Annotated in this window: 7 protein-coding genes; 4 read left to right on the top strand and 3 right to left on the bottom strand. The window is 65.9% G+C overall.

The features are described from left to right. Positions 1 to 59: 59 nt before the first annotated feature. Positions 60 to 383 carry an RcnB family protein gene (locus FAZ97_RS29840; RefSeq protein ID WP_158762315.1) on the bottom strand — a complete coding sequence of 108 codons (324 nt, stop codon included), beginning with the start codon at positions 381 to 383 and terminating at the stop codon, positions 60 to 62. Between the two features lie 452 nt (positions 384 to 835). On the opposite strand from FAZ97_RS29840, the gene FAZ97_RS29835 reads away from it, so the two are divergent. From FAZ97_RS29835 to FAZ97_RS29825, 3 genes are read left to right on the top strand one after another with little or no spacing between them, the layout of a single operon-like run. Next, on the top strand, positions 836 to 1,996 hold the full coding sequence (locus tag FAZ97_RS29835) for an efflux RND transporter periplasmic adaptor subunit (RefSeq protein ID WP_233271883.1): 1,161 nt from the start codon (positions 836 to 838) through the stop codon (positions 1,994 to 1,996). A 12-nt stretch (positions 1,997 to 2,008) separates the two neighbouring features. After that, positions 2,009 to 5,197 (top strand): multidrug efflux RND transporter permease subunit, encoded by a 3,189-nt coding sequence (locus tag FAZ97_RS29830; protein WP_158762314.1) that lies wholly within the window; start codon positions 2,009 to 2,011, stop codon positions 5,195 to 5,197. Next, on the top strand, positions 5,190 to 6,662 hold the full coding sequence (locus FAZ97_RS29825; protein ID WP_158762313.1) for an efflux transporter outer membrane subunit: 1,473 nt from the start codon (positions 5,190 to 5,192) through the stop codon (positions 6,660 to 6,662). Before FAZ97_RS29830 ends, FAZ97_RS29825 begins: the two co-directional genes overlap by 8 nt. A 29-nt stretch (positions 6,663 to 6,691) precedes the next feature. Here FAZ97_RS29825 and FAZ97_RS29820 read toward each other — a convergent pair whose 3' ends face one another. Continuing rightward, on the bottom strand, positions 6,692 to 8,191 hold the full coding sequence (locus FAZ97_RS29820; RefSeq protein ID WP_233271882.1) for a sensor domain-containing diguanylate cyclase: 1,500 nt from the start codon (positions 8,189 to 8,191) through the stop codon (positions 6,692 to 6,694). Next, a complete protein-coding gene (locus FAZ97_RS29815) occupies positions 8,166 to 10,916 on the bottom strand; it encodes a putative bifunctional diguanylate cyclase/phosphodiesterase (RefSeq protein ID WP_158762312.1) in 2,751 nt (916 codons plus the stop codon). Before FAZ97_RS29815 ends, FAZ97_RS29820 begins: the two co-directional genes overlap by 26 nt. A gap of 367 nt (positions 10,917 to 11,283) precedes the next feature. On the opposite strand from FAZ97_RS29815, the gene FAZ97_RS29810 reads away from it, so the two are divergent. After that, complete coding sequence (locus FAZ97_RS29810; protein WP_158762311.1) at positions 11,284 to 13,005, top strand: dihydroxyacetone kinase family protein; 1,722 nt, start codon at positions 11,284 to 11,286, stop codon at positions 13,003 to 13,005. The last annotated feature ends 6 nt before the right edge of the window (positions 13,006 to 13,011 follow it).

Here is a 13,011-nt window from a genome sequence, read left to right as displayed (position 1 = left end):
GCATGAATCAGCCAGCCATAGCGCGGGCTACGCTCACGTAGCCCGTCGTGTCATTCCACTCATTCAGTACCCGGAACGATCTTCGCGATCTTCCAGTTGCTTCTCGACACCAGCACGTAGTCGCCGTTCACGCCCAGCCACTGTTGGCCGCGCTTCGGTGCGTCGAGATTATGCGACTTCCAGTCGGCCATCTGATAGTTGTAATGCCGGTACTTGGAAGGAACCTGCTGGCCTTCATGCCAGTCGCGATGCGGCATGGTCGGCATGACCTGCTGGCGACCTGTCCCCTGGGCTTGATCGCCACCGGAGCCTTGTGCCATTGCTGACGAGGAGACGCCGACGACGAGCGCAGCGATGATTGAGAGGACGAGTTGGTTTTTCATGATTCGATCTCCTGAGGCAAGAAGATGATTGACGGCGCCATGACCTATGGCTTCTTCGGTTATAGAACAACCCGAAAGCCGTGATGTCCGGCTGTACGAACGGGCCCTTAAAAGCGGGTGGGCAATGGCCGGAATATGAGGGAATGCAGCGGTCTGAATGAGGGTGTGAAGCGTGTATCCATAGTAGTAAAGGGAATTTCGACTTCAAGAAATTTACGAGTGGTTGATTTTGTGGCGATTTTGCGTAAATCCTGTGAATGCTTGAAAGCGGTATCTGTTAGATAACGATCGAAACGTCGTGCCCTTTTCTGATGCTTGCGCACTGGCAAACTGCGCACATCGGGGGCTGTAAATCGCAGTTTGAGTGAACATCGCAGTGAGCCGTTCGAATACATGTGCAACGAGCCATTCGAGCGCGCGTGTACCGACTCTATTTTTCGGTGGAGCCTCGCGTGTCAAACTGCGAACCCAGACGCTGTCGACCGTTGCTGTTCGGCGTCGCGGCCATGCTGCTGCTGGCGGCCTTCGGGTGCCGCGACCGGCAAGCCCAGAGCGGCGCAGCGCCGCCGCCGGGCGTGCTGGTCGAAACGGTTGCGGCGCAATCCATTCCCCGCGTGATCGAACTGCCGGGGCGCATCGAAGCGATCCGCTCAGCCGAGGTGCGGGCGCGCGTAGACGGTATCGTCGAGCGGCGGCTGTTCGAGGAAGGCACCGACGTGCGCGCCGGCGCGCCGCTCTTCCTCATTGATTCGCGCGACTACGAGGCCGCACTGCAGCAGGCCCAGGCGGCGCTGAACCGGGCCCAGGCCGTGCAGGGCAATGCGGCCTCCGAAGTGGCGCGCTTCAAGCCGCTGGTGGCGCGCCAGGTCGTGAGCGCCCAGGAATTCGAGGCGGCGACGGCCGCACTGCAGCAGGCCGACGCGAATGTTGCGGACGCACGCGCCGCCGTGACGCTCGCGCAGCTTCGCCTCGATCGATGCACGGTACGCGCGCCCATTGCGGGCCGTGTGGGGCGCGCGCTCGTGACCGAAGGCGCGCTCGTCAGTGCGGGCGGCGCGACCTTGCTCACGCAGGTCAATCAGCTCTCGCCCGTGAACGCCGTGTTCACGCAGTCGAACATTTCATTGCTGGAAGTACGCAAACAGATCGCGTCGGGTACGCTCTCGGCGCCCGACGCAGACCGTGCGCAAGTGCGGCTCACGCTCGCGAACGGCGACGACTACAGCGAGCCGGGCGTACTCGACTTTACCGATCTCGTCGTCGATCCCTCCACCGGCACGCAGGTGCTGCGCGCGCGGTTCAACAATGCGTCGCGCATTTTGTTGCCGGGGCAGTTCGTGCGCGGGCGTATCGTGATCGGCACGATACCGAATGGCCTGATCGTCCCCGCGCGCGCCGTACAGTTCGACAACAACGGGGCGAGCCTCTCGCTCGTCGCCGACGACGGCACGGTCGTGCGCCGCAACGTCGTTCTCGGTCCGCAGGAAGCGGGACAATGGGTCGTGAAGGATGGGCTGGAGCCGGGTGAGCGCGTGATCGTCGACGGCTGGCAGAGGGTGCAGCCGGGGCAGCGCGTGGACGCTCGTCCCTTTGCTGCTCCGGGTCACTCCTGAGCGGCGCGCGCCATGAACCGATTCTTCGTCTACCGGCCGGTGTTCGCGTGGGTCGTTGCGCTCTTCATCGCGCTCTTTGGCGGCCTCGCGCTCATGCTGCTGCCCGTCGAGCAATACCCCGACGTCGCGCCGCCCTCGCTGACGATATCGGCGGTCTACAGCGGCGCGGACGCGAATACGCTCGACCGCACGGTCACGTCGATCATCGAAGACGAAATGAACGGCGTCGAGAACTTCCTCTACATGTCGTCGCAAAGCCGCTCGAACGGCACGGCGCAGATCACCGTCACGCTCAGGCCCGGCACGAATCTCGACGTCGCGCTCTCGCAGGTCCAGGACCGCTTGAGCCGTGTCGAGCCGCGCTTGCCGCTGGAAGTGCGGCAGGTGGGCGTGACCGTCACGAAAGCGTCGTCGGGCTTTCTGATGCTCATTGCGCTGCAATCCGCCGATGCGTCGATACCGGCTGTGGAGCTCGGCAACTTTGCCGCCAATAACATCGTCAACGAATTGCGCCGCATTCCCGGCGTGGGCGATGCGCAGTTGTTCGGATCGTCCTATGCCATGCGAATATGGATCGATCCGGAAAAACTCAGCAGCTTCGGTCTTTCGGCCAACGAAGTCATGACGGCCATCCAGGAGCAGAACAGCCAGACCGCGGGCGGGAGCCTCGGCGATCAGCCTCTTGCGCCGGGCGCCGAACTCAATGCGCAGATCGTCACGCGCGGCCGCTTTTCGACGCCCGAGCAGTTTCGCGAGATCATCGTGCGCTCGAACCCGGATGGCTCGACGGTGCGTGTGGGCGACGTCGCGCGCGTGGAACTGGGCAACGACAGCTATGGCTTTCGCTTTCGCGTGAACGGCAAGGAGTCCGCAGGGATCGCGATCCAGCTCGCGAGCGGCGCGAACGCGCTGGCCGTGGCGAACGCGGTGCGGCAGCGTCTCACGCAGTTGCAGCCGACTTTCCCGAAGGGCGTGGCGTGGGTCGTGCCGTTCGATACCACACCGTTCATCACGACTTCGCTGAGCGGCGTGCTGCGCACGATGATCGAAGCGCTGCTGCTCGTGACGGTCATCGTGTTCCTGTTCCTGCAGAAGTGGCGCGCGACACTCATTCCGACGCTGGTGGTGCCGATCGCGCTGGTTGGAACCTGCGTGGGCATTTATTTGTTCGGACTCTCGATTAATCTGCTCTCGTTGTTCGCCATGGTCGTGGCGATCGGCGTGCTCAATGACGACGCGATCGTGGTGGTGGAAAGCGTCGAGCGCGTGATCCAGGAAGAGGGGCTCAGTGCGCGGCGGGCGACCGTCAAGGCCATCGGGCAGATTGCGGGCGCCGCCATCGCGAGCACGCTCGTACTCATTGCGGTGTTCGTTCCGATGGCGTTCTTTCCGGGCTCGACCGGCGCGATCTATCGCCAGTTCTCGGTCACGCTCACTGTCTCGATCTTTCTGTCCACCTTGCTCGCGTTGACGCTGGGCGTGGCCATGTCGGCGACGCTGCTGGGCAGCAAGACGAAGACCGGCGACGGTACAGGCAAGCGCACCGCCACGCATTGGCCGGCGCGCATCCAGCAGCGCATTTTCGACGCCTTCAATCGCGGCATGGAAAACGCCACCGAGCGCTATGTGCTGGCCGTGCAGGCCATGCTGCGCAAACCGGTGCGGTGGCTCGTCGTCTTCGTCGCAGTTTGCGCGGCGACGGGGTTCCTCTTCACCCAGTTGCCGCGCGGCTTCATTCCAGGCGAAGACCAGGGGCATATCTTCGTCGCGTACACGGCGGCGCCCGGCGCGACGGCGCAGCGCACGCAACAGGTCGTCGATCAGGTCGAGGCCTTTCTCCGGCAGCAGCCCCAGGTGCGCAATATCGCCTCGGTCACGGGATTCAGCTTCTTCGGGCAGGGGCAGTCGGCGGCCATGTCGTTCGTCGACCTGAAGCCGTGGTCGGACCGGCCAGGCACGGCGAATTCGGCGGGGGCGCTCGTTGGGCGCGCGAACGCGGCGTTCCGCAATATTCCGCAGGCGCTCGTCTTCGCCCTCGACCCGCCGGCCATCCCCTCGCTCGGCAATGCGAGCGGCTTCACGATGAAGATTCTCGACCGCAGCGGCGTAGGCGGCGCGGCGTTGCAGCAGGCGAGCGCGCGCATGCTGGCCGAGGCCGCGCGCAGCCCGTTGCTGGTGGGCGTGCGGCCCGACGGCTTGCCGCCCGCGCCGCAACTCTATGTCGATATCGACCGCGTGAAGGCACGTGCACTGGGGCTGCAGATCGGCCAGGTGAACAGCGCGCTCGCGCTCGCGTTCGGCTCGAACTACGTGAACGATTTCGTCTACGAGGGGAACGTGCTGCGCGTGCTCATGCAGGCCGACGCCGATCAGCGCATGCGGCCCGAGGACATCGGCGCGCTGCGCTTGCGCAACAACGTGGGGGAGATGGTGCCGTTCTCGGCGTTCACGAGCGTGCACTGGACCGCGGGGCCGCAGCAGGTCGAACGATATAACGGCTTTCCCTCGGCCACGATCTCGGGGCAGGCGGCGCCGGGCCGCTCCAGCGGCGCGGCGCTCGCCGAGATGGAGCGCATTGCGGACCACGTGCTTTCCGGCAGCCTGAGCTACGAATGGACCGGCACGGCCTTCGAGGAACAGCAGGCGGCCGGGCAGATCGGTGCGTTGCTGCTGCTGTCCCTCGTCGTGGTGTTTCTGCTGCTCGCCGCGCTCTACGAGAGCTGGGCGATTCCCGCTGCCGTGCTGCTCATCATTCCGCTGGGCGTGCTGGGTGCCGTTCTTCTCACCATGGCGCGCGGTTTTTCCGCCGATGTCTATTTCAACATCGGCCTCGTGACGATCATCGGCCTCGCGGCCAAGAACGCCATTCTAATCGTGGAATTCGCCATCAAGGAGGAAGCCGCCGGCAGCGACACGGTGAGCGCCGCCATCAACGGCGCGCGCCAGCGCTTGCGGCCGATTCTGATGACGAGCGTGACCTTCGTGCTCGGCATGCTGCCGCTCGTGGTTGCCACGGGCGCGGGCGCGGCGGGGCGGCAAGCGGTGGGCACGGGCATCATGGGCAGCATGCTCACGGCCACGCTGTTCGGCATCTTCTTTACGCCGGTGTTCTATGTGGTGGCGCGCAGATGGCTGAGCCGCAATCGCACGCAGGACGATGACGAAGAAGATGCGCGGCCTGCAGGAGCAAGCGATGTTTAAGACTGCCAGGTGGATCGCGATCGCTGCGTGCCTGGTGCTCGCTTCGTGCAATTTCGCTCCGCGTTACCAGCAACCGGAGCTGCCGGTTGCCAGCACCTACGAGAGTGCGGATATCGCCGCGCCGGGCGGCGAGCGTCTCGCTTCGGAACTGACGTGGGAGGCGTTTTTCCGCGACCCGGCGCTCAAGCAACTCATTGCCATGGCGCTTGCGCATAACCGCGATCTGGCGGCATCGGTGGCGCGCATCGAGCAGGCGCAGGCGCTCTACCGTGTGCAGCGCTCCGCGCAGTTTCCGCAAGTGGCCGTGGGCGCGGATGCCACCCGCACCAAAACGCCGCTCAACACCATCGAGCCCGAGCTGCCCAATAACAACACCTCGATTCACTTCAACCAGTACAGCGTGCAGGTGGCCGTCACGTCATTCGAACTCGACTTCTGGGGGCGCGTGGCGAACCTGAGCGAGTCAGCGCGCCGCAATTATCTGGCGACGATGGAGGCCAACGAAGCGTTTCGTCTTTCGCTCATCAGCAACGTGGCGGCGACGTACTACGCGATCCTTTCGGGCAACGAGGGCATCGACCTCGCGCAGCACACGCTCGAAACGCGCCAATATGCGCTGGAGGTCTCGCGGCTGCGGCTTGAAGCGGGCGCGACTTCGCTCGTGGACTTTGAGCAGGCGCGCATTCTCGTCACGCAGGCGCAGACGCAGCTTGCCGAGCTGCAACGAACGACGGGCCAGCAGCGCGATCAGTTGGCGGTCCTGATCGGCGGGCCGCTGCCCGACACCGCCGACATGACGCAGCGCCACGCGCTGGCCGACGCCGACCAGTTCGGCACGCTCGATGCGGGCCTGCCTTCCGCGCTGCTCGCGCTGCGCCCCGATGTTCGCGCGGCCGAACAATCGTTGCGAGCCGCCGACGCCGATATCGGCGCTGCGCGCGCCGACTACTTCCCGCGCGTATCGCTCACGGGCAATTTCGGCTATGTCTCGCCGGAGCTGAGCGATTTGTTCGTCCCCGGCAAGCAGGCATGGCTCATATCCGGATTCGTCACGCTGCCCATCTTCGACGCGGGCCGCCGTAGCGCGCAAGTGCGCCTGTCCGAAGCGCGGCAAACGGAACTCGTCGCGAACTACCAGAAGACCGTTCAGGTGGCGTTCCGCGAAGTCTCCGACGCGTTGATCGCGCGCCAGCGCCTGCAGGAGCAGATCGCGGCACAGGAGCGCGCGGTGGACTCCGAGGCGCGCCTCGCGGAAGCCGCCGAACTGCGCTACCAGAACGGCATTTCCATCTATCTGGAAGTGGTCGATGCGAAGCGCAGCCTGTTCGCGGCCCAACAGCAATTGATCCAGCTGCGCGCGGCGGCGCTGCAAAACGGCGCTTCGCTCTACGTCGCGCTAGGGGGAGGGCAGGATGCACCAAGGCCAGCGCATGCGGACGCGGCCAGCGGCGTTGCCAGTCCTTAGTCGCGCGGCTCAAGCCACTCAGGCGCCACTCAAGCGCCGCACATGGCGACGCGGTTGCGGCCGCGCGCCTTGGCGTCGTAGAGCGCCTGATCGGCCGCCTTGATGACCTGCGTGACGTCGCTATCGTGGTCCGGTGACCAGCTTGCGGAGCCAATGCTCGCCGTGACGCGCCCGTACTCGCTGCCCGCATGCTCGATGGCGAGTTCGCTGATCGCATGGCGGATTTTCTCCGCAATCGCGCACGCGCCTTCCAGCAGCGTATCGGGCAGCACGACGATGAACTCTTCGCCGCCATAACGGGCGGCGGTGTCCGCGGGCCGGCGGATGTTTTCGCCAATGCAGCGCGCCACGGCGGCGAGCGCGTCGTCGCCGGCCTGGTGGCCGTACTGGTCGTTATAGGCCTTGAACCGGTCGATATCGACGAAGAGCAGCGAGAATACGCTGCGCGCGCGCCTGGCGCGCCGCCACTCCTGTTCGAGGATTTCGCCCAGCGTGCGGCGGTTGTTCAAGCCTGTGAGGCTGTCCGTGCGCGCGAGCAACTGCAGTTCGGACTCCGCGCGCATTCTGTGCCGCAATTGCGTGGCGAGCATGAACGAGAGCGCGACGAAGCCGACGGCGAACGTGCCCATGAGCGTGCCGATGGTCAGCGCACGCCGCCGCCACGCGGCGTAGATATCGGGCTCGGCTTCCGCCACCATGATGATGAGCGGCTGGCGCGGAAAATTGCGGAAAAAATACAGGCGGCGCACGCCATCGATCGACGACGTGTCCGAGAAACTGCCTTCTTTCGCGCTCAGAAAGTGGCGGAACGTACTGGCGTTGCGGATGTTGCGTCCCACTACGGCCGGGTCGTAGGGCTGGCGCATGATCATGGTGCCGTCTTGCGCCATCAGCGAAATCGCCCCGTGCGGGCCGAGCGAGAGCCCGGCGAACAACTGGTGAAAATACTCCAGGTTTATCGCGATCATGACGATGCCGGCGAACGACCCGTCGGGATGCGAGAGTCTGCGGCTCAGCGCAATGCTCGGCGCGCCGTTGCGCAAGCGCGAACGGTATGGCGCGCTGACGTAGAGGCCCGCATAGGGATTCTCGCGCTGCACCGTGAAGTAGTCGCGGTCGGCGAAATTGGCCTTGAGCGGCGTGGCGGTGGCCGAGTTCATGACGACGTTGCCCGCTTCGTCGAGCACCAGTATCGAGCCCAGATATTCCGCGGTAATGGCGTGGTCGAACAGCAACTGGCTGCGCAGTGGCGCGGGCAACGCCATGACGTCGGGCCGGCCGATGCCGTCGACCACGGCCTGCAGCGAAAGCGCGTACAACTCGAAATTGCGCTCGATGTCGCGTTCGGCAACGAGCGCGACGTTGCGCGAGTTCTCGCGGGCGCGCTCGAGTGCGTCGTGGCGGCTCTCGTAGAGCACCGTTGCGCACAGCGACGCCATGATGAAGGCGACCGCGAGGCTGCCATAGAAAATGGCGCGCGGGCCCGTGAGCCATCCGAGCAGGTTAGCGCGGGTGAACGCCGGCCGCATGGCTCGCTTCCAGGTAGGACTGCGCGCTCGCGGCATCCACAGGGCGTGAGAACCAGTAGCCCTGGGCCTCGTTGCAGCCGTTCTCGATCAGGAATTCCAGTTGCCGCAGCGTCTCCACGCCCTCGGCCACCACACGCATGCCGAGCGTGTGGCCGAGGGTGAGCACCGCTTTCACGATGACCTCGTCGGCGCGCGAGTGGCCAATGCCCCTCACGAACGACATGTCGAGCTTGAGGCGATCGGGCATGAAGCTGCGAATGTACCCAAGGCTCGAATAGCCCGAGCCGAAGTCGTCGATCGCGACCGAGAGCCCCATCTCGCGAAGCGCGCGCAGCGTGGCGAGCGAGCGGGGCGCCATGAGCACGCCCTCCGTGATTTCCAGCTCGATATTGCGCGGGCTCACGCCGGTGCGCGCGAGCGTATCCGCCATCATGGCGGGCAAATCCGCGCGCACGAACTGGACCGGCGATACGTTGACCGAAACGACGATGTCCGGATACTGGCGCGCCCACTCGCGGGCCTGGCGGCACGCTTGCTCGAAAACGAATTCGCCGATCTGCACGATCAGGCCGTTTTCCTCGGCAAGCGGGATGAAGAGGGCCGGGCTGACCTGGCCGCGCTCCGGATCGTGCCAGCGCACGAGCGCCTCGAAGCCCATCGTCTCGCCCGTCGTCGGGTTGACTCTCGCCTGCCACGCAACGGCAAACGCGCGCGACGCCACGGCGAGGCGCAACGCCTGTGCGAGGCTGGCACGCTCCAGGTTTTGGCTCGCGATGCCCATGTCGAACACCTGCATGCTGCCGGGGCCCATCGACTTGGCGCGATACATGGCGGAGTCGGCGTACTTGAGCAGGGAGTCCGGGTCGCTCGAATGATCGGGGAACACCGCGAGGCCGACACAGGCCAGCGGCACGATGACCTTATTGCCGATCAGCAGGCCATGTGTCAAGGATTCCTGCATTCTCGCGGCGGCGCCGACGAAGTGGTCGGCATCGCCTCGCCCGTACAGCACGGCGACGAATTCGTCGCCCGCGTACCGGGAAACGATCTCGCCGTGAGCGATATTGGCGGACAGGCGGCGCGCGACCTCGCACAGCACGTCGTCGCCGGCGGTATGGCCGAGGGAGTCGTTGACCTCCTTGAAGTTGTCGAGGTCGATGAACACCAGCGCGAACTTTTGCTGCTCGTGGATCGCAGTCCTGACGAGTTCACGCAAACGCGCCTTGAGGCCGAGCCGGTTCGGCAGATGCGTGAGCGAGTCTTCGTTGGCTTGCAGACGCAACTGCTCCTGATAACGGATGCGCTCGGAAACGTCGTTGAACACGCTCACGCAATGCGTGGGGCGATTGCGCTCGTCGAGCACGGGCGCGACATGCAGCTCGATCCAGTAGGGCGCGCCATCGGGCCGGTAGCACTTGAGCAGGCCCTCGCCTTCGCGCTCGGATTGCATGGCGCGCCGGATGGTATCCGCATCGGGGGACGACGCGTCGCAATCGAGCATGCCCCAATGCTCGGCCCCGTTCGCCGTCTCCACCGTGCGGCCGGTGATGCGCTCGAACGCCGCGTTGGCGTAGGTGACGATGCTCTCGCCGTCGACCTTATGCGAGATGATCACGGCGTTTCTCGAAGCCTCCAGCGCCCGGCTGCGAATGCGCAAATGCTCTCGCGCCTCTTCGTGCGCCGTGACGTCGTGTGCGGTGATGAAACACGCATCGTGGCCCGCATAGTCCAGCATATGCCAGGCGATATCGACATGTATCACTTCACCGCTCATGCGCACATGCCGGCGCACGCCGCCTGCGCCGCTTTGGGCGCCGGAGTTGACGTAGCCGTGCAGGTCGTGGCGGAACGCTTCGGTTTCGGCCGGCGGACGAAGCTGCTCGATCGACGCGCCCTTGAGCTGCTGCAGGCTCGCGCCGTATTGGCGCTGGGCCGCGGCGTTCGCGGTGAGGATCGCATAGGAGCGGACGTCGAAAATGAGCATCGCAACCGGATGCTGTTCGAAGTACTCACGAAATCGCCGTTCGGCTTCGAAAGCGACGATCTTCGCCGCACTGCGGGAAAGCGCGGCGCGGTGGCTCGTGAGTAGCGTGAAGAGCAGCAGCAGGGCGCCGGCCGTTGCCGTGCCGATCAGCGAGATTTTTTGCCGCGCGAGTTGCGCCTGCGCGCCGAACTGCACGACCCGGATCTGCTCGCGTTGTTCGGAGCGCAGCTCGGTGAGCAGCGACATGATGGAGCTGAGCGTTTCGTTCGCGCGCTGCATCAACGCGGGTTCGAGCTTTGCGCCCGCGTCGGCGAGCGCGATATTGCGCGCGGCCGCGTCGAGCTGCTCGGGCCAGATGGCGCTCAACTGGCGCAACTGGCGGATCGTGCGCTCATTGCGCGGCGCGAGCGCGAAGTCGTGCTCGAGCCGGTCGTAAATGCCGGCCACGACTGCAGCCCGCTTGATCGGCCACGCGCGCGACGTGTAGCCCGCCGTGCCCACGCCTTTGAGGAAGTCGGTATTCGCCGCGATATGCAGCGTGAGCAGGGCTTCGAGTTCCGACGTGATGTTCAGTTCCTGGCGAAGCCGTGAGTCGGCTGTGCCACGCGAGAGGTTCGCGCTCAGCGTCGCGCCGATTGCCACGCATACGATCAGCGCAACCGCCAGCGCGGCGGCGACGCCTTTGCCGGGCGCGCGGGTCGGCGCCTGCGGTGTGGATGCGGATAGTTCAGCTACGTTCATCGCCACGCAACGCGATTCGGCACATCGCCACTTGCGCCGCGTTGCTCGACGGGAGTGGGCAGGTTACGGGTGAGGGCACCGGCATCAGCGGGGAGACAGGCAGAGGGGCCATGGTGTTCCAGGCATGCAGACGGCGCAGGCACGGCAACGCCGCGATCGGACGCTACTGCCTGAATAACGGGTGTTCGGCGGGCCGCTTTGATGGGTGTTTTTACCTAGGGCGCGAGGAGAAGGCCGGGATTTTCGGCTCGCGAGCGAGGCACGCATCCGCTGCGCGCTCGATGCCCGTGCTTCAATACGCTCATGGCGTGAAGGCATCGCGCGCGGTCCGGTGTTTGCGCCCCTGTTACTCCTTCAAGGGACTCACATGAAGAAACTCGTCAACGACCCGTCGTTGGTGGTGCGCGAAATGCTAGAAGGCATCGCGCGCACCGTGCCGCATGTTGCCGTGCTCGGCGACGAAAACGTCCTCGTTCGCAATCCGTTGCCCGGTGCGGCCGCGCGTACCGTCGCGGTGATCTCGGGCGGCGGCAGCGGCCACGAGCCCGCGCATGGCGGTTACGTGGGGCAGGGCATGCTGAGCGCCGCGGTTTGCGGCGAGGTCTTCACATCGCCTTCCACCGACGCCGTGCTCGCCGCGATCCGCGCGAGCGCTGGCCCGAATGGCGCGCTGCTCGTCGTGAAGAACTACACGGGCGACCGGCTCAATTTCGGCCTGGCGGCGGAACTGGCGCGCGCCGAAGGCATTCCGGTCGAAATCGTCGTCGTGGCGGACGACGTGTCGTTGCGCGGGCATACGGAGCGCAATCAGCGGCGCGGCATCGCGGGGACTGTGCTAGTGCACAAGATCGCGGGGGCAGCGGCCGCGCGCGGCGACGCGCTGGACCTCGTGGCCGCGATTGCGCGCAGCGCGGCCGCGAATCTCGGCACGATGGGCGTGGCGCTCGACGGCTGCACGCTGCCCGGCGCGGAGCAAGCCGGCTTTCGCCTGGCCGACGACGAGATCGAACTCGGCATGGGCATTCACGGCGAGAAGGGCGTGGAACGCACGACGCCGATGACGGCGAGCGAATTGACGCAGACGCTGCTCGCCAGCATCGTCGAAGACCTCGCGTTGAAAAGCGGCGAGCGCGTGGCGTTGCTCGTGAACGGGCTGGGCGCGACCCCCACGATGGAACTGGCGATCGTCATGCGCGATGCATTCGAGAGCCTGAGCCAGCGCGACGTGGTGGTCGAGCGGGCGTGGACCGGCACGTTTCTCTCGGCGCTCAACATGCCGGGCTGTTCGATCTCCGTGCTCCGGCTCGACGACGCGAGACTCGCGTTGCTCGACGCAAAGACCGAAGCGCACGCGTGGCCCGGCGTCGGCACGGTCAATCGGCAGATTCGCATCGAGCCTGCATTTCCAGCGGCGCATACGCGCGCAGAGGCGGGCGCGACGCCAGCCGATCCCGCCAGCGTTGCATGGACGCGGCGTCTCAAACCGGCGCTCGATGCCGTTGCGCACGCATTGATCGAGAACGAAGCGCTGTTCACGGACCTCGATTCCCGCGCCGGCGACGGCGATCTGGGCGCAAGCATGCATCGCGCCGCGCAGGCCATTCTCGCGGTGCCGCAAGGCGCGCTCGATTCTCCGGGCAGCGCGCTCGCCGCCCTCAGCACGACATTGCGCCGCGCGATCGCGGGCAGTTCCGGGCCGTTCTATGCAACGGCGCTGCTGCGCGCCTCGCGCACGCTCGGCGACACGGCGCAGCCCGGCGCGCAGGATTGGGCCGCCGCCATGCGCGGCGCGGCCGAGGCGATCAGCGAACTGGGCGGCGCGAAGCCGGGCGACCGCACGATGCTCGATGCGCTCGTTCCCGCCGCCGATGCGCTGGAAAACGCGCTGAAGTCGGGGCGTCCGGTCGCAGAGGCGTGGGCGCAAGCGGTCAGCGCCGCGGAGTCCGGCGCGAAAAGCACCGAGCGAATGACGCCGCGCGCGGGCCGCGCAAGCTATCTGGGCGCGCGCGCGATCGGGACGCCCGATGGCGGGGCGGTGGTGGTGGCGTGCTGGCTCAAGGCGCTGCAGCCGCATATCGGCGCGGGGTGAGACGCG

Source organism: Paraburkholderia acidiphila (assembly GCF_009789655.1).
GTDB lineage: Bacteria > Pseudomonadota > Gammaproteobacteria > Burkholderiales > Burkholderiaceae > Paraburkholderia > Paraburkholderia acidiphila.
This window is presented reverse-complemented; position numbering and strand designations above follow the sequence as displayed.

Coding starts and splice junctions, on each gene's coding strand:
- FAZ97_RS29840 (WP_158762315.1), bottom strand. CDS start 383: ATGAAAAACCAACTCGTCCTCTCAATCATCGCTGCGCTCGTCGTCGGC.
- FAZ97_RS29830 (WP_158762314.1), top strand. CDS start 2,009: ATGAACCGATTCTTCGTCTACCGGCCGGTGTTCGCGTGGGTCGTTGCG.
- FAZ97_RS29825 (WP_158762313.1), top strand. CDS start 5,190: ATGTTTAAGACTGCCAGGTGGATCGCGATCGCTGCGTGCCTGGTGCTC.
- FAZ97_RS29820 (WP_233271882.1), bottom strand. CDS start 8,191: ATGCGGCCGGCGTTCACCCGCGCTAACCTGCTCGGATGGCTCACGGGC.
- FAZ97_RS29815 (WP_158762312.1), bottom strand. CDS start 10,916: ATGAACGTAGCTGAACTATCCGCATCCACACCGCAGGCGCCGACCCGC.
- FAZ97_RS29810 (WP_158762311.1), top strand. CDS start 11,284: ATGAAGAAACTCGTCAACGACCCGTCGTTGGTGGTGCGCGAAATGCTA.